We start from the raw sequence: 17,405 nt of genomic DNA, 5'->3' as shown, positions 1-17,405 counted from the left end.
TAATATTCAAAAATTCCTAAAAATAAACTTGTATCATTATGAAACTGTAAACATTCTTGCAAGTGCTATTACAACTCCTGTAATACCTTCTCCTCCAAGTAAGCCCGATGCGGCAACATTGCCTGTTTCATCCGATTTTTTACCGCTGAGCCTGTCGCTTATAAAGCGGATTATTCCGCCAAGAAAAACTGCGGCAGAGATGGTAAAGGGGAGAAACAGCCCGATTCCCAGTGTGGCAGTCGGCAGACCCAGGAGATACAGAGCCGCACCTATTGCTGCCGCGATACCAAATACAACAGGACTTCCAATGCCATTTATCATGGCCGATACTCCAACGGCCTGGCCTGCTGGGAGGGCTGTTCCCGTACCTACCTCACCGAACTGGTTTATAATGGCGAATAAAGAAATGGAAGCCACCACAGTTCCGAACACACCGCCTACTATCTGGGAAATCAGCTGGGCCTTGGGATTTGTCCCCAGTACCTGTCCGGCTTTGTAATCATTGAACAAATCTCCTGAAAAGCCGCTGGCCACAGCAACACAAGCCGCCACAAACAGCGCGTCGGCAGCGTCGATATTTATAAAAATCCTGATTCCCAGCAGGACTATAATTCCGAATATCTCCATGGGGTTGATGCCAGTTTGGCCTGTTATTGTAGCGGCCATTATCGAAACAATAAATACACCTATGATCAGCAATACCGAAGGGATTACCGATAAACCGCATGCCACTGACAGTATGAAAGCCAGTGCGGTGGCCGAAAAAATCAAAATCCTGCTGTAATCAAAAAACTTCTTTTTGCCTAAGGCGGCTTCCGAATAATTATCTTTTTTTGGCGAAAGCAGTTTTTTGATTCCTGAGATCAAAATCCCGATTATTACTCCAAGACCTGTTCCCACAAGCAGTCCTATTCCAGCTGCTGTTGCGAAGGCCGTTGCGGCCGCAGCATCGGCAAAAAGCCCCAGCTTTGGTCCGAAAGGAACAAGAAAGGCGTTTGAAATCAACGCACCAAGGAACCAGACTCCCGTATAGAGAGTTCCCAGAATATATCCCATACCTATTGCCATGGGTGAGTTCCAAATCCCTATGGAGTTCTTGAACATAAAAGCGTCGGGTACTATTCTGAGCTGGTCTCTGAGAAAGGTGTACAGAGTGGAGGCAGCCATGGTCCCGAATAATACAACGGATTTCTTTCCGCCCTCGTCACCGGCCTTGATGGTTTCGGCCGCAGCCTGGCCGATGGGATAGGGCAGCGCATTTTTAACAATAAATCTGTATCTCAAAATATATGAGGTTACACTTCCAAGAAGCATACCTGCTGCGGCGATTAAAAGAACCCTGACATAATTGCCCGAAAAATTTTCGGAACCCTTCCATATGCCCAGTATCCATAGGCCGGGGAGTGTAAAGGCCAGGCCTCCGGCCACCATGGCACCGGCTGACATTGCTGTCTGGGTGATATTGATTTCGTTGTTTGTTGTTTTTCCAAATAATTTTAAAAGGGCCATGGAGAGTACGGCAACAAAAATAGTGGGCCAGGGAAGGGCGCTCATTCTGAGTGCAACATACATGGAACTTGCCGTGATAACACATGAGCCAATCGATCCGATAACAAGACTCCTGAGAGATAACTGTTCAACACCTAAAAATTTTCTTTCTTCGTTATTATTCAAAGTAATACCTCCTCATTGACAGGAATATAAAAGGTTTCATCATGCAAGCCGTGCATTCATAACAATATCACTTGTGACCACTTGTGTCTGCAGCAGCTGAATTCATTACTTATTATTCATGAGTTGAAGGCTCTGTATGTATATTGTAGTACAAAGGGAACAAGCTAAGAATATCAATATGGTTTCTAATGTGAATGTGATATTTTAATGAAGGCTTACGTAAGAAGTGTACTAACCTGACGTGGAATTGAATTTATTCATAATCAACCTCCGTTCTCATTCCGCAAGGGATATAAGTCGTTAGACCAATGCTGTTTTCAGCTTCCGAATGATGAAAGTCCGGTTTCTAAAGAATACCAGCTAATATATTATGATAACATATTCACAATCTCACTGCAATAATTTATTTGACTGGTAATCATGGCTTTCAGAAGCTTTTAAACTTTAAAAAATAAAAGTCAAGAAATATTTTGGATACAAAGCAAAATATGTTAGTATATTAATAGTTAAAATTTATCTCGTAAACTTTCCATGAAAGTTTCCTTGGCAAAAATTGAGGATAAAATGAGAGGAGCGTATCATAAAAATGAATTCAAGTGAAATGAGGCTTGCGGTACTTATTGACGCCGAAAATGTACCTTACAGCAATATTAAGGGTGTGATGGAGGAAATAGCCAAATTCGGGACACCTACTATAAAAAGGATATATGCTGACTGGACAAAGCCGACAATTTCAGGCTGGAAAAATGTACTTCTGGAAAATGCAATCACCCCCATACAGCAATACAGTTACACTTCGGGGAAAAATTCATCGGATTCCGCAATGATAATCGATGCGATGGATGTGCTGTATTCCGGCCAGGTTGAAGGGTTCTGTATAATATCAAGCGACAGCGATTTCACCCGTCTTGTGACAAGACTGAGAGAATCAGGTAAAAAAGTATTCGGAATAGGTGAGAGAAAAACTCCCAGTCCTTTTATTTCAGCCTGTGACAAGTTTACTTATATTGAAATAATAAGCGGTGCCTCGCAGACCGACAACAACTTTGAAAGCGGTGTGAAGAAAGATGAGACTCCCGGAAAGGAACCCAGGTCCAACGCTGTTTCCATCGGCAAGGATATTATAAACCTGATCTCGGTTTCAATCCATGATGTTGAAGATGAGAACGGCTGGGCCTTCCTCGGTGATGTGGGCAATTTGATAATCAAGAAACAGCCGGATTTTGACCCGAGAAATTTCGGTTTTTACAAGCTCACTCATCTCATAAAGAAGCTGAAGGAGTTTGAAATAGAAGAGCGTGATACCAACAATTCAAAAATCAAGCATATATATGTCAGAAACAGAGTGAAGTAATTAAACTTTGATTATAAGCAGTTAAATAATAATAAAAATTATTTTGAGTGTAAAGTAAAAATACTTGACAAAGCAAAGCATGTGCATTAAACTATTTTAGTAAAGTAAAAATACTTTACCAAAGTCAATTACGGTTGAAAGCTTTTGGATAGTAATTGACTTAAGCATTACTGCTTACAAAGCAACAAGAAAATTTATTGTACAAATAACGCATTTTCTTGGGGGGAGCATTTATGGACAAAGTTTATGAAATCTCTCTGCTGCTTGATTTTTACGGTCAGCTGCTGACCGAAAGACAGTACGAAATACTGGACCTTCATTACAATAATGATTATACTTTGTCGGAGATAGCAGAACAGCTGAACATCAGCAGACAGGGTGTCTATGACAATGAAAAGCGGGGCAGGGCCTTATTGAATGAATACGAAAACAAGCTCGGTCTGCTGAGCAAGTTTTCAGAGCAGAAGCAGAAGGCCGAAGAGGTCCGGAATTTATTTGAAAACATTGAGACAAGCGGGCTCAGCAGGCACAATACTGAAATTGTGGAACGCGCAAAGCGTGAGCTTGCAGAGCTTGTAAACAGCATATAGGGTTACATATTTAAGAGCTTTGGAAAGCTTGAAATATCAACCCGGATTGAATTGGAGGTTTTGGGATGTCGGTTTTTGAGGGTTTATCAGGAAAGCTCCAAGAGACAATTAAAAAAATCCGCGGTCAGGGCAGAGTATCCGAAAAAGATGTAAAGGATATGATGAGGGAAATAAAACTTGCTTTGCTCGAAGCCGACGTTAATTTTAAAGTTGTTAAGGATTTTATAAACAAGGTTTCAGAGAGATGCGTGGGGTCGGAGGTACTGGAAAGCCTCACTCCGGGTCAGCAGGTTGTCAAGATTGTGCACGAGGAACTCATCGAACTCCTTGGCAGGGAGCAAAGCAAGGTGACGTTTGCGCCAAAGCCGCCGACAGTATTTATGATGTGCGGGCTCCAGGGTTCGGGTAAAACTACTACTTCGGGAAAACTGGCAAATTTGCTGAGAAAGCAGGGAAAAAATCCGCTGCTGGTTGCATGTGATGTGTACAGGCCGGCTGCTATAAAACAGCTCCAGGTGGTTGGCGGCCAGTTAAATATACCTGTATTCGCGCTGGAAGATAATCAGAATCCTGTTGAGATTGCAAAGGAAGCTGTCAAGTTTGCAAATATGAAGCAGTATGACCTTGTGATTCTGGATACTGCCGGACGGCTGCACATTGATGAAAAACTGATGGATGAACTGCTGGATATAAAAAAATCGGTAGTTCCCCATGAGATATTACTTGTAGTGGACTCAATGACGGGTCAGGATGCTGTAAATGTATCCGAAAGCTTCAACGAAAAGCTTGGAATAGACGGCGTGGTTTTGACAAAGCTTGACGGCGACACCAGGGGTGGAGCGGCGCTTTCGGTTAAGGCTGTTACAGGCAAGCCTATAAAGTTTGCAGGTATGGGCGAAAAGCTCAGCGATATAGAACCCTTCTTCCCTGACAGAATGGCTTCCAGAATTCTTGGAATGGGAGATGTACTGAGTCTTATTGAAAAGGCGCAGGAAGCCTATGATGAGAAAAAGGCAATTGAACTTGAAAAGAAAATGCGTACCATGCAGTTTACAATGGAGGACCTTCTCGAACAGATGCAGCAGATGAAGAAGATGGGGCCATTGGGCGATATACTTGGAATGATGCCGGGAGTTGATGCCAAGGCATTAAAGAATGTTGACGTTGATGAAAAGAAAATGGCCCGTACAGAAGCTATTATCAAATCAATGACAAAGAAGGAAAGAAATGACCCGTCCATACTGAACGGAAGCCGCAGAAAGAGGATTGCAGCAGGAAGCGGTACAACCATTCAGGAGGTTAATCAGCTTGTAAAGCAGTTCGAAGAAATGAAGAAGCTGATGAAGATGATGACTGACATGGGAAAACGCGGTAAAAAAGGCGGTTTTGGAAAGTTTAAAATGCCTTTTTGATAAATATGTGATAAGTCGGTAAAGTTACGATTTATTGAATAAATTGAATAATGAGATTAAATCCTTTAAAGGAGGTGAAAATAAATGGCAGTAAAGATACGTTTAAAGAGAATAGGTGCTAAGAAGAACCCATTTTACAGAGTAGTGGTTGCTGATTCAAGATACCCTAGAGACGGTAGATTCATTGAAGAAATAGGTACTTACAATCCTGTAGTTGAGCCGGTTCAGGTTAATATTGATTCTGAAAAAGCTCAAAAGTGGATAAAGAATGGCGCACAGCCTACTGATACAGTTAAGTCACTTCTTAAGAAGCAGGGCATAATCGGTTAATCCGGTTATCGGGACGATGATGGAGGTTATTGCTTAACCTCCAATAGTACCTTTGAAAGTGACGGAGGTTTATTATGAAGTTATTGCTTGAGAATATTGCAAAAGCCCTTGTGGATTATCCTGACGAAGTTTTCGTCAATGAAATCCAGAATGAAAAGTCCATCATACTTGAATTGAAAGTTGCCAAGGATGATATGGGCAAGGTGATCGGCAAACAGGGCAGAATTGCCAAGGCTATCAGAACAGTTGTTAAAGCTGCGGCGGTCAAGGACAATAGAAGAGTAGTTGTGGATATCATACAATGAAGAACAAATTGCTTTGCAATTTGTTCTTCGCCAGTGGCACTGCCGTGAATCCCCCTTTAAACCGGGAAGGGAATCCTTTCCAAACCCCATGTTAAGGAAATAATTTTATTTATCTTAGCAATACAACGCATGACAAGTTTATATTATTTGAACAGGGGGATAATTTCCTTAACATAAAAAAAGAAGGGGCTGAAGGCCCTTTTTCTTGTTGGGAAGCATTCATTATCAGCCGTGCTGAATTTGGAGGAATTATGATTGAATATTTAATAGTCGGACATTTGATAAATACTCATGGAGTTAAAGGAGAGCTTAAGGCAACAGCCTTAACCGATGACCCTCAGAGATTCAGAAAACTGAAATGGGTTTATATAGATAAAAACGGCAGTCTCGAAAAATATGATATTTCAGGGGTTAAGTTTTTCAAACAGTTTGTGATCCTGAAGTTTCAAAATGTTGACAGCATGGAGGAGGCCGAGAAGTTAAAGGGCCTGTATATGAAGATTGACAGGGCGGATGCCGTCGAGCTGCCGAAAGATTCCTTCTTTATTACAGATATACTGGGTATGAAAGTATATGATGAAAATGGCGTGATGCTGGGAATCCTGGCTGATGTTATTCAGACCGGAAGTAACGATGTATATGTTGTAAGGGATGAGGAAGGAAAAGAAATACTGATACCCGCTCTGAAAAGCGTTGTAAGAGAAGTGCTGCTGGAGGAAGGTAAAATATCAGTAATACTGCCGAAAGGACTGTTGGATTGATGAAATTTGATGTGCTTACACTTTTTCCAGAAACCTTTGAACTTGTGATGAAGGAAAGCATCATAGGCAGAGCGCAGGAAAAAGGCCTGGTTGAAGTAAATGCCATTGATATAAGAGATTATACAAAGGATAAGCATAGAAAGGTCGATGACTATCCTTTCGGCGGCGGCAGCGGAATGGTCATGATGTGCCAGCCGGTGTTCGATGCGTTCAGGGCTGTGACACAAGGGCTGGACACAAAGCCCAGGGTCATATTCATGAGTCCCCAGGGGCGTGTGCTGACACAGAAAATGGCTGTCGAACTGTCAAAGGAAGAACATTTGATACTCTTGTGCGGACATTATGAGGGAATAGATGAAAGAATAATCGAAGAACTGGTGGATGAAGAAATTTCCATCGGCGATTATGTGCTCACAGGAGGAGAACTGCCGGCCATGGTGCTGATAGACTGTGTAAGCAGGCTTATACCCGGCGTCCTGTCCAGTGAAGGCTCATTCAGTGACGAGTCCCATTTCAACGGCCTGCTTGAATATCCCCAATATACAAGGCCGGCGGAATATGAGGGCAGACCTGTTCCCGAAATACTGTTATCCGGGCATCATGCCAACATACAAAAGTGGAGAGCGGAGCAATCCCTTGAGAGGACCAGGAAAAAGAGGCCCGATTTGTACGAGGAGTACCTGAAAGGCAAATAGCAGGCATAAAATTTAATAAATTATTATCTTAATAAATTAAAGCGGTGCATTGACAAGCTGATAAAAAGATAATAGAATAAAAAAACAAATATTCATATAAGAAAAAGACATAGGGGGACTTATCATGAAAAAGAAGCTTAGCATATTACTCGCTGTTGGCCTCCTGATCTCGGGACTGACTGCTTGCGGTGCGAATTCCAAGGGACAGGCGGCGAACTCAAACGAAATCAAAATAGGTATAAACTATGAATTGTCAGGTGGTGTGGCATCATACGGACAGAGTTCGGTTGACGGCATCATGATGGCAATTGATGAAATTAATGCGGCAGGCGGAATTGACGGTAAAAAACTGGTTCCTGTAAAATATGACAACAAGTCCGAACCTGCAGAAGCCATAACACTTGCAAACAAACTTATTTCACAGGATGGTGTGGTTGCCATACTTGGACCGGCTACCTCGGGTTCCTTTAAATCGGAAATCTCTGTTGCAGAGAAGAAAAAGGTTCCTGTAATAAGCGGTTCGGCTACGGCAGACGATGTCACTGTCGACAAGGCGGGAAAGAAGGAATATGCCTTCCGCATATGCTATACAGATTCCTTCCAGGGAACTGCCATGGCTAACTTTGCTGCACAGAACCTGAGTGCAAAGAAAGCGGTTATTGTTAAGGACAGCTCCAGCGATTATGCCAAGGGTCTGGCCGATAACTTTACAAAGACCTTTACAGCCGCAGGCGGTACAATTGTGGGTGAAGAGGCCTATGTTGCAAAGGACAAGGACTTCAACGCCATTTTAACCAAGATCAAAGGCCTTGATTTCGATGTAATTTATCTTCCCGGTTATTACGAAGAAGCAGGCTTGATCATAAAGCAGGCCCGAGCACTTGGGATAGACAAACCCATCCTCGGTGCAGACGGTTTTGATTCACCTGACCTGACAAACCTGGCAGGAGCGTCAGCTCTTACTAAGGTATACTTTACCAACCACTATTCTTCGTTGGATAAAGACCCGGCCGTTGTCAAGTTTATCGATGATTTCAAAAAGAAATACAATAAGGAACCAAATGCTTTCCATGCGCTGGGATACGATCTGGCAAAATTTGTTGCCGACGGTTTAAAGAGAAGCAAGAGCCTCGACTCCGGAGCCTTGAAGGACGCATTGGCTGAAACCAAGGATTTTACAGGTGTTACAGGTTCCTTCAGTATTGATGAAAACCACAATCCGGTTAAGGCCATAGTTGTTGTGGGTCTGGAAAATGGTGTTCAGGCAACTGCTGAAAAGAGCGGAAACAAATAAAAAGGTATGATTTATAAAACTGAATAAATATCAATACCATATAGTAATATTCGAAATATTTGATTGAGATTACATTGTTGTAGGGGGGATATAATATTCATATCGCCCTTACTTCTATGTTATACACCATTAAACCTGTATTAAATAAGGGGGAAATGAATTGGATAATTTTTTACAGCAGGTGATTAACGGAATATCCCTTGGCAGTATATATGCCTTGATAGCATTGGGTTACACCATGGTTTACGGAATAATAAAACTAATAAACTTTGCACATTGTGATGTGTACATGCTTGGTGCATACATCGGCTATTTCTGTATGACCTCATTAAAGTTAGGCGTGTTTCCGTCCCTGGTTATAGCAATGCTGGCATGTACAATCATTGGAGTGTTGATTGAAAAAATTGCGTACAAGCCATTGAGAAATGCGACCAGAATTGCAGTTCTGATCACTGCAATAGGTGTTTCCCTGTTCATTGAATACGGAACAATGAGATTCGTAACGGCAAATGTCCGTGCATATCCTCCAATGACAGGCTGGCTGGCTGAAAGATTCAAGATTGGGAATATGACAATTACAGCACAGCAGATATTAATAGTGGCAAGCACAATTGTGCTGGTGGCTTTACTGCAGTTCATAGTAAAAAAGACAAAAATGGGAAAGGCTATGAGAGCTGTTTCATTGGATAAAGATGCTGCCGAATTGATGGGGATAAACGTTAATTCAACCATATCCTTTACGTTTGCCCTGGGTTCGGCATTGGCCGGAGCGGCAGGTGTACTGGTGGGTATCTATTATAATTCCATAGATCCGCTAATGGGTGTAATTCCGGGACTTAAGGCTTTTGTCGCCGCCGTGTTCGGGGGTATCGGAATAATTCCCGGGGCTATGATTGGAGGGTACTTTATCGGAACAGTGGAAGTTTTTGTATCTGGATATGGGAACTCGCTGTATAAAGATGCGGTTGTTTTTGCAATTCTTATAATTATTCTTATTGTTAAGCCGGCCGGACTGCTTGGCAAGAATACCAAGGAGAAGGTGTGACCATATGAAAAATATATTTAAACATAAAACCCTTCAAAAATTTGTTTCCATATTGATTACCTATGCAGCAATTCAAGGCCTGATAACGGTTGGTATAATTGATGACTATTGGCAGGCCACCCTTGCTACAATTTGTATAAATATAATCCTTGCAGTCAGTCTGAACCTGATTACGGGCTTTACGGGACAGTTTTCACTGGGACATGCCGGATTCATGTCCATCGGAGCCTATGTGTGCGCAATAATTACAATCAGTAATCCTACCACCGTGGGATTTATTGGAGGAATAATTGCCGGAGCTATTGCGGCTGCATTGGTTGGTGCCATTGTTGGTCTTCCCACGCTGAGATTGCGCGGTGATTATCTTGCCATTGCAACCCTGGGTATGGCTGAAATCATAAAAATTATTTTCCTTAACATGGAAATTACTAACGGTGCAGCCGGACTTCAGGGTATTCCGCAGTTTGTAAACTGGACCTGGATGTTTGTATTCACTGTGGGCACTGTGGTAATAATTGCAAATTTCCTGAAATCCTCCCACGGACGTGCCTGTATCTCAATCCGTGAGGATGAGATTGCTGCCGAATCCATGGGTGTAAATACCACAAAATATAAAGTAATTTCATTTACCATGGGTGCGTTTTTTGCAGGAATAGCAGGCGGGATCTACGCATCCTATTTCTATTTCCTCAAGCCCGACTTGTTTGGGTTCCTTAAATCTGTTGATGTATTGGTTATCGTAGTTCTCGGAGGACTGGGAAGTATTTCGGGTTCAATAATAGCTGCCGTATTGCTTGCAATCATATCTACATTTTTACAGTCCTTTTCGGAAGTGCGCATGATAATATATGCACTGCTGTTGATAATATTAATGCTGTTCAGACCACAGGGGTTAATGGGTTCAAAGGAAATATCATTATCCGTTTTCAAAAAGATCGGTCTCAAATCAAAACGCGGAAAGGAGGAGGTATAAATGGCAATTCTTACAGTTAAGGATTTGACCAAATCCTTCGGCGGTCTGACTGCCGTTTCAAAAGTAAATCTTGAATTGCAGCAGGGAGAGCTGGTAGGACTTATCGGCCCCAACGGAGCAGGAAAGACCACTGCCTTTAACCTCCTTACTGGTGTTTATGAACCCACGGCCGGTAAGATTACATTGACTAAAAACGGTGTGCCGAAAGAATACAGGGGTTAAAGCCTTATACCGTATGTAAGGACGGACTGGCAAGAACCTTTCAGAATATCCGTCTTTTCAAGGATTTGACGGTTCTGGACAATGTCCGTATAGCTATGAACCAAAACGTAAAATACGGCCTGATGTCTTCTTTCCTCCATCTTCCCTCATATGCCAAGGCTGAGAAGGAGCTGGAGAAAAAAAGCATTGAGCTTTTGAAGATATTTCATCTTGAGGGAAAGAAGGATGAAATGGCGAAGAATCTGCCCTATGGTGAACAAAGACATCTTGAAATCGTCAGGGCCCTTGCCACCGAACCGTCGGTACTCCTGCTGGACGAACCCGCCGCAGGTATGAATCCTGCTGAAACCGCGCAGTTGACAGACCTGATACAGTCTATCAGAAAGCAGTTCAATCTGACAATTTTGCTTATAGAGCATGATATGTCACTGGTCATGAAAATCTGTGAGAGGATTTACGTGCTTGACTACGGGCAGATAATTGCCAATGGCACACCTGAGGAAATAAAAACAAATAAACGGGTTATTGAAGCATACCTGGGAGAGGAGGTCGACAATGCTTGAAATTAAGAATTTAGATGTGCATTTTGGCGTGATTCATGCATTGAAAGACATTTCACTAACCGTTAATCAGGGAGAAATAGTAACTTTGATAGGTGCCAACGGTGCCGGAAAGACAACAACTCTGCGTACAATTTCAGGATTAAAGAAACCTACCAAAGGTTCAATAATTTTTGAAGGCAGGGATATTTCTTCAATATCCCCTCAGGACAGGGTTAAAATGGGAATATGCCAGGTTCCGGAGGGCAGAAGGGTTTTTTCAACCATGACCGTTCTGGAAAATCTCGAGCTGGGTGCATACCTCAGAAAGGATAAGGCGCAAATAGGCAAGGATCTGAAAATGGTGTACCAGCGCTTTCCCATTCTTGAAAAAAGAAAGAAACAGGCGGCAGGAACACTTTCAGGCGGGGAGCAGCAGATGCTTGCAATGGGACGTGCACTGATGAGCAGTCCGAGAATGCTGTTTCTGGACGAACCCTCAATGGGTCTGGCACCCCTGTTTGTCAAAGAAATCTTTGACATAATAAAAAGCATAAATCAGGCCGGTACTACCATATTATTAGTTGAGCAGAACGCAAGCATGGCACTCCAGATAGCACACAGGGCATATGTAATGGAAACCGGTTCCATAGTACTGTCGGGCACCGGAGCCCAACTGATGCAGAGTGATGAAATAAGAAAAGCGTATCTGGGCGGCTAGCAGCGGGGAGCTTGACTTTAAAGCGGTTTGCACTGCAATTTTAACAGGTTTTAAGCTGGAATATCTGCACCATAATATTTGATGTGCGCAAAGCGTACATGGCCAATTAACCTCCTTTATTCGCCTCATAGCCGAAAGAGGAGTGAACCAAAATTTTATTTTGTGGCCGCTTATGCGGCTCAAAGCCATAAAATGGCTTGGGAGGCTAATATGTTTGTTAAAAACAAAATGACTTCAAATCCTTTTACAATTTCACCGGCACAGACAATTCCGGATGCCCAGGAAATAATCAAAAATAACGGCATAAAGCGTCTGCCGGTTGTTGACAACGGAAAGCTGGTGGGTGTCGTGTCAAGAGGGGATATTGTAAAGGTTTCCCCCTCCAAAGCAACGGCATTAAGCATGGGTGAAATAACTTACCTGCTTGCAAAGACCAAAATCAGCAGCATAATGTCAAAGAATCCTGTAACTGTAACTTCCAATGCTCTTCTGGAAGAAGCAGCACTTTTGATGAGGGATAATGACATAGGATTTCTTCCTGTAGTCGATAACGAAAAGCTGGTAGGTATTATTACAGAAAGTGATATATTTGATTCCTTTATAGAACTTCTCGGCTTCAGAGAGCCCGGTACCAGAATGACCATCGAGGTGGATGACGCCCCGGGAATGCTGTCCATGATCACAAGTACATTTGCAAAATTCAATGCCAATATAACTCATGTAGCGGTATACAGCAGTGCTTTCGGAAAGAGCAATGTTGTCATAGGAACCAACTCGCTCAACACCACCGAGATTGAGAAATATATTGCAGAACAGGGCGCCAGGATAATTTATAGAATTCAGAACAAATAAAATTTATATATTGACAGACCGATTGGTGTAGTATAAAATACTAGTAAACAAATAGGAATACTATTACTGACTGGAAAACCGGAGGCAATGAGATATACCATTATGGTATTAAGGCATTGTCTCTTTTTTTTATACCCTGTAGAAGTGTTTTTGCCGATATTAACGGCGTTATTGAGAGGGAAGATAAAACCTGTTACTATTTTTTGCATGTATTACTGAAGTAAATGCATACATGCAGAAGGGAGATTATATGTCAAAAATAGCAAGTAACCTCACAGATCTGATTGGAAATACTCCGCTTTTAGAGCTGTCCAATTACAGTCAGGCCAACGGCCTCCAGGCCAGATTGCTTGTAAAGCTTGAATATTTCAATCCGGCCGGCAGTGTCAAGGACAGAATAGGATATGCAATGATAAAGGATGCCGAGGAAAGAGGATTTGTTAACAAGGATACGGTCATAATCGAGCCTACCAGCGGAAACACGGGTATAGCTCTTGCATTTGTGGCGGCAGCCAAGGGTTATAAACTTGTGATAACTCTTCCTGAAACCTTTAGCGTTGAAAGAAGAAGCCTATTAAAGGCTTTAGGTGCGGAACTTGTTTTAACACCAGGTACTGACGGTATGCCCGGAGCAATAAGGAAAGCTGAAGAAATTGCCGCACAGACTCCAAACTCATTTATACCGCAGCAGTTCAAGAATCCTGCCAACCCGGAAATACATAGAAGAACCACTGCAGAGGAAATATGGAAGGATACCGATGGTAAGGTTGATATATTTGTAGGAGGAGTAGGAACAGGCGGGACTATTACCGGTGTGGGAGAAGTGTTGAAGGAAAGAAAACCGGAAGTTCGGATTGTTGCTGTTGAGCCCTTTGACTCGCCGGTATTGTCGGGAGGAGTAAAAGGTTCACACAAAATTCAAGGTATCGGCGCAGGTTTCATCCCGGATGTTCTCAACAGAAGTATAATCGACGAAATATACAAGGTAAAAAATGAAGAGGCCGTAGATACTGCCAGGGAATTGGCAAAAAGGGAGGGTTTGCTGGTAGGTATCTCGTCAGGTGCCGCCGCTTTTGCTGCCGTGCAGCTGGCAAAGAGACCTGAAAACAAGGGAAAAACCATAGTTGCTCTACTTCCGGATACAGGGGAAAGGTATCTGTCTACTGTTCTGTTCCAGGATGTTTAAAACTGGAACAGCTATACAGCAATGACCCAAAAATCAACATATATTTTTAATATTAAAGGGGGTTAAACCCTTTTAGTTAAATCACAAAACATAGTATTAATATAGGAATACTATAATATAGAACTGTGTTTCAGGAGGTATTTTAATGAGCACAATTATTGATCGTCCAAGGTATTTATGTTCGCTGGGCGGGGCAATATCAACCTTAAGTGCGCTGCCGGGAGTAATATCTATCATTCATGCCGCGGCGGGCTGCGGCAGCAATCTTGCCAATGCTCACAACGGTGCCGCAGGATACGCCGGGAGCGGTTACTGCAGTGGTTTGGCGCTGCCAAGCACTAATGTATATGAAAATGAAATCATTTTTGGAGGAGAGGAGAGGCTTAAGGAGCAGATAGAAAAAACTCTTGAGGTTGTGGATGGTGAGCTTTATTTTGTGCTGACAGGGTGCATGGTTGAGATGATTGGTGATGATGTCCGGAGTGTCGCAAGTCATTTCAAGACCAGGGGTGATCCGGTTTATGCAATAAATACCGGGGGTTTCAAGGGAAATTCCTTCAGAGGCTATGATCTGGTACTTCAAGCCTTGTTCAGGGATTATGTTGAAAAGCACGAGGAAAAGGATGAAAAGCTTGTAAACCTGTGGGGAGTGGTTCCGGTACAGGATGTATTCTGGAAGGGGAATCTAAAGGTACTGAAAGGTCTTGTTTCCAAACTCGGTTACCGCGTTAATACCTTTTTCGGAGAGGGTGAGACACTCTCCGACCTGAAAGACTCTTCCAGAGCGGTATTGAATATTGTTGTATCGGATACCTTCGGAATAGAAGCGGCAAAAGTTTTTGAAGAGGTGCACAACGTACCGTATATCAGTGTCCCATTTCCGATTGGGGACTATGGCACCGGACTTTTTATGAATGAAGTCGGCAGGGCACTGGGTATTGATGGGGCCTTTACAGACATTGTCATAAAGGCGGAAAAAAAGCGGTATTACGGTTATATTGAAAGACTTGCGGATATTTACAGCGATATCGATCTTCAAAGATATGCAGTTGTGGTGGGTGATTCAAATTATGCCCAGGCACTTGCCAGATATCTTTCCGATGATATAGGCTGGCTGCCCGAGCTGGTAATAATCACTGACGACAATCTGAGTGCTGCTGACAGAGCTTTGATTTTAACAAGATTTAAAAACTATGCATCAGGTATTAAACCAAAAGTTATTTTTAATACACATACGTCAGGTGTGCTTAAAGAGGTTAATTATCACTGTACTCCGGGTAACGGTGAAAGATATTACAACAGCTTCAGTCCCGCCTTCATCCTTGGCAGTTCCTTTGAAAGAGATGCGGCTGACAGGATAAGCGCAGGGCATTTAAGTGTGACATACCCGGTATGCAACAGAGTTGTGCTTGACAGGGCTTATGCGGGCTATGACGGCGCTTTGAGGCTGACGGAAGATATTTTCGGTGTTCTTGTGGCAAGTAGATAGTGAAGGCTGACTTGAAAAAAGCGTCTTTTTATTAGTATTTGTGGGCTGCTCGGCAGCGGAATGGAGTTTAGGATGAATTATATCAAAGAAAAAACACCACCTGTCAGGGAGGACAGATTAAAGGCCTGTAATGCTTTCGGAGGTTCCTGCTGTGAATTATCGAGGACGGGAAAGAAAGGCTGTCTGAATAAAACCAAAAGAACTTTTGCCCAGACCCAGGGCTGTCAGCTGAATCTGAGTATGTCAATATTGAATACAATAAGGGATTCTGTTGTAATAATACACGGCCCCATAGGCTGCGGGGGTGCAGGACTTTCTTTCGGAGCTCTGACCACCCAGTATCATAAACTCAGAGACAGTAATGCAAAGGGTTACATATGGATCAATACAAACCTTGATGAGGGGGATGTTATCAACGGAGGCGAGCAAAAGCTCAGGGAAGCAATTATATTTGCTGATAATGAGTTCAGGCCCAGTTCCATTATAATTGTAAACAGCTGTGTTCCTGCGTTGATCGGTGACGATATCGACGGTGTGGTAGCCGGGCTGCAGCAGCAGACCGCTGCAAAACTGGTACCTGTGCATTGTGAGGGCTTCAAGACAAAGATTATGGCCAGTGCATACGATTCAGCCTACCATGGGATTCTTAGAAACCTGGTGGATAAACCGGAGGAAAACGGTTATCTGATTGAAGATGAACTCGAAGTGATGAAGGAAAAGTATAGGAGAAGCCGCAATGTGAATGTTCTTAATGTTTCCTCCATGAGCAGGGCTGATGAGCTGGAACTTGAGAGATTATTGAAGGCTTTGGAGCTGAATGTGAGATTTCTTCCATGCTTTGCACATCCCGATGATTTTGAACTGGCAACCGAAGCAGCCTTGAATATCAGTATTTGTGCTACTCATGACGATTATTTCGTCAAGCATCTGAAGGAAAAATATAATATTCCATATATACTTCATACCATACCCATAGGCATCCGCAATACCGGCAAATGGCTGCTGGATATAGCTGGATTTTTTGGTGAGACAGACAGGGCAAAAGGTTTGATCGAGGCTGAGACAAAGGCACTGAACAAGGCCTTGGAGCCTTTCAGAAATCAGTTGAAGGGCAAACGGGTTTTGCTGTCAGGCGGGGAAATCAGAATTTTAACAACTGCGGAATTGTTCCAGGATATAGGTTTCGAAGTACTTGGTGTAAGAGGCTACCATTATGATGAATTTGCAGATCCTCTGATTGACGGTTTGCCCGGGAAGGAAAATATTCTGTTTAATGTGGCAACAGGTCAACCTTTTGAACAGGCCAACCTCCTTGAGGAATTAAAACCGGATCTTTATGTAGGTCACGCAGGTATTAACGGCTGGGCAGCAAAGCAGGGCATTCCGGTGTTTCCGATTTTTGTGCAATCACTAAACTATATGGGCTATTCAGGTATGTATGAATTGACGAAAAGGGTCGCAAAAGTCCTGAAGAACACCCAATTCAGTAAAAATTTGAAGAATAATATAAAACTGCCATATAAAGCAGAATGGTACGGCAAAAATCCATTTTCTTATATCGACAGCAGCCTGGCATTATAAACAAATTTTAAATTACATATTTTCAAAATATGTAATTTTTTTAACGAAAACCTATTGACATTTGGGCGGTCTCATACTATACTCTTAATAACATATAAAACATATATGATTAATCATTTTAATGGGAATTTGTATTTATACGAAATAATATGATTTTTAAGGAGCATGAAATATAAGTTCCAACAATTTCGTAAAGGTGGTGCTGAAGTGGGTATAGCTCAGGATAATCAGTTAAAAGTACCAATCTCAAAAGATGATTTAGAGAAATTATACGAAATGGCAAAGACTCTGAAATATGGCTCCATAACACTTGTATTTCAAGACGGTAGACTCATTCAGATTGAAAAGAATGAGAAGGTAAGAGTTAAATAACTACATATTT

Annotated in this window: 17 protein-coding genes and 1 pseudogene; 17 read left to right on the top strand and 1 reads right to left on the bottom strand. The window is 42.5% G+C overall.

Features of this window, described 5'->3' with window-relative positions:
- Positions 1-36: 36 nt before the first annotated feature.
- On the bottom strand, positions 37-1,674 hold the full coding sequence (locus CTER_RS16120; RefSeq protein WP_004627122.1) for an OPT/YSL family transporter: 1,638 nt from the start codon (positions 1,672-1,674) through the stop codon (positions 37-39).
- 586 nt (positions 1,675-2,260) lie between these two features.
- On the opposite strand from CTER_RS16120, the gene CTER_RS16115 reads away from it, so the two are divergent.
- From CTER_RS16115 to CTER_RS16035, 17 genes and pseudogenes are all read left to right on the top strand, one after another.
- Positions 2,261-3,028 (top strand): NYN domain-containing protein, encoded by a 768-nt coding sequence (locus tag CTER_RS16115; protein WP_004627153.1) that lies wholly within the window; start codon positions 2,261-2,263, stop codon positions 3,026-3,028.
- Between the two features lie 233 nt (positions 3,029-3,261).
- Positions 3,262-3,618 (top strand): YlxM family DNA-binding protein, encoded by a 357-nt coding sequence (ylxM, locus tag CTER_RS16110; protein ID WP_004627090.1) that lies wholly within the window; start codon positions 3,262-3,264, stop codon positions 3,616-3,618.
- Between the two features lie 65 nt (positions 3,619-3,683).
- Positions 3,684-5,030, top strand: coding sequence for a signal recognition particle protein (gene ffh / locus CTER_RS16105; protein ID WP_004627081.1), 1,347 nt, complete (start codon positions 3,684-3,686; stop codon positions 5,028-5,030).
- Positions 5,031-5,114: 84 nt separating this feature from the next.
- On the top strand, positions 5,115-5,360 hold the full coding sequence (rpsP, locus tag CTER_RS16100) for a 30S ribosomal protein S16 (protein WP_004627175.1): 246 nt from the start codon (positions 5,115-5,117) through the stop codon (positions 5,358-5,360).
- A 74-nt stretch (positions 5,361-5,434) separates the two neighbouring features.
- On the top strand, positions 5,435-5,665 hold the full coding sequence (locus CTER_RS16095) for a KH domain-containing protein (protein ID WP_004627144.1): 231 nt from the start codon (positions 5,435-5,437) through the stop codon (positions 5,663-5,665).
- A gap of 251 nt (positions 5,666-5,916) precedes the next feature.
- A complete protein-coding gene (rimM, locus tag CTER_RS16090) occupies positions 5,917-6,426 on the top strand; it encodes a ribosome maturation factor RimM (RefSeq protein ID WP_004627099.1) in 510 nt (169 codons plus the stop codon).
- Complete coding sequence (trmD, locus tag CTER_RS16085) at positions 6,426-7,121, top strand: tRNA (guanosine(37)-N1)-methyltransferase TrmD (protein ID WP_004627045.1); 696 nt, start codon at positions 6,426-6,428, stop codon at positions 7,119-7,121. Before rimM ends, trmD begins: the two co-directional genes overlap by 1 nt.
- A 124-nt stretch (positions 7,122-7,245) precedes the next feature.
- Positions 7,246-8,415: an ABC transporter substrate-binding protein gene (locus CTER_RS16080; RefSeq protein ID WP_004627048.1), complete on the top strand. Its 1,170-nt coding sequence runs from the start codon at positions 7,246-7,248 to the stop codon at positions 8,413-8,415.
- A 160-nt stretch (positions 8,416-8,575) separates the two neighbouring features.
- The gene (locus tag CTER_RS16075) at positions 8,576-9,460 is read left to right on the top strand and encodes a branched-chain amino acid ABC transporter permease (protein ID WP_004627157.1); all 885 of its coding nucleotides are present in this window, start codon (positions 8,576-8,578) and stop codon (positions 9,458-9,460) included.
- 4 nt (positions 9,461-9,464) lie between these two features.
- On the top strand, positions 9,465-10,433 hold the full coding sequence (locus CTER_RS16070) for a branched-chain amino acid ABC transporter permease (RefSeq protein WP_004627147.1): 969 nt from the start codon (positions 9,465-9,467) through the stop codon (positions 10,431-10,433).
- Positions 10,434-11,218: pseudogene (locus CTER_RS16065) on the top strand (ABC transporter ATP-binding protein). It begins immediately after the preceding gene.
- Positions 11,211-11,915, top strand: coding sequence for an ABC transporter ATP-binding protein (locus CTER_RS16060; protein ID WP_004627027.1), 705 nt, complete (start codon positions 11,211-11,213; stop codon positions 11,913-11,915). The pseudogene CTER_RS16065 and the gene CTER_RS16060 overlap by 8 nt, the downstream one beginning before the upstream one ends.
- A gap of 210 nt (positions 11,916-12,125) precedes the next feature.
- Positions 12,126-12,767 (top strand): CBS and ACT domain-containing protein, encoded by a 642-nt coding sequence (locus CTER_RS16055; RefSeq protein WP_004627060.1) that lies wholly within the window; start codon positions 12,126-12,128, stop codon positions 12,765-12,767.
- A 250-nt stretch (positions 12,768-13,017) separates the two neighbouring features.
- Positions 13,018-13,953: a cysteine synthase A gene (gene cysK / locus CTER_RS16050; RefSeq protein ID WP_004627173.1), complete on the top strand. Its 936-nt coding sequence runs from the start codon at positions 13,018-13,020 to the stop codon at positions 13,951-13,953.
- A 145-nt stretch (positions 13,954-14,098) separates the two neighbouring features.
- A complete protein-coding gene (locus tag CTER_RS16045; protein WP_004627174.1) occupies positions 14,099-15,442 on the top strand; it encodes a nitrogenase component 1 in 1,344 nt (447 codons plus the stop codon).
- Between the two features lie 72 nt (positions 15,443-15,514).
- Positions 15,515-17,023 (top strand): nitrogenase component 1, encoded by a 1,509-nt coding sequence (locus CTER_RS16040; RefSeq protein WP_004627160.1) that lies wholly within the window; start codon positions 15,515-15,517, stop codon positions 17,021-17,023.
- A gap of 207 nt (positions 17,024-17,230) precedes the next feature.
- Positions 17,231-17,395, top strand: coding sequence for a YezD family protein (locus CTER_RS16035; RefSeq protein WP_004627154.1), 165 nt, complete (start codon positions 17,231-17,233; stop codon positions 17,393-17,395).
- Positions 17,396-17,405 lie beyond the last annotated feature (10 nt).

It is taken from the genome of Ruminiclostridium cellobioparum subsp. termitidis CT1112, from assembly GCF_000350485.1.
Classification (GTDB): domain Bacteria; phylum Bacillota; class Clostridia; order Acetivibrionales; family DSM-1351; genus Ruminiclostridium; species Ruminiclostridium termitidis.
This window is presented reverse-complemented; position numbering and strand designations above follow the sequence as displayed.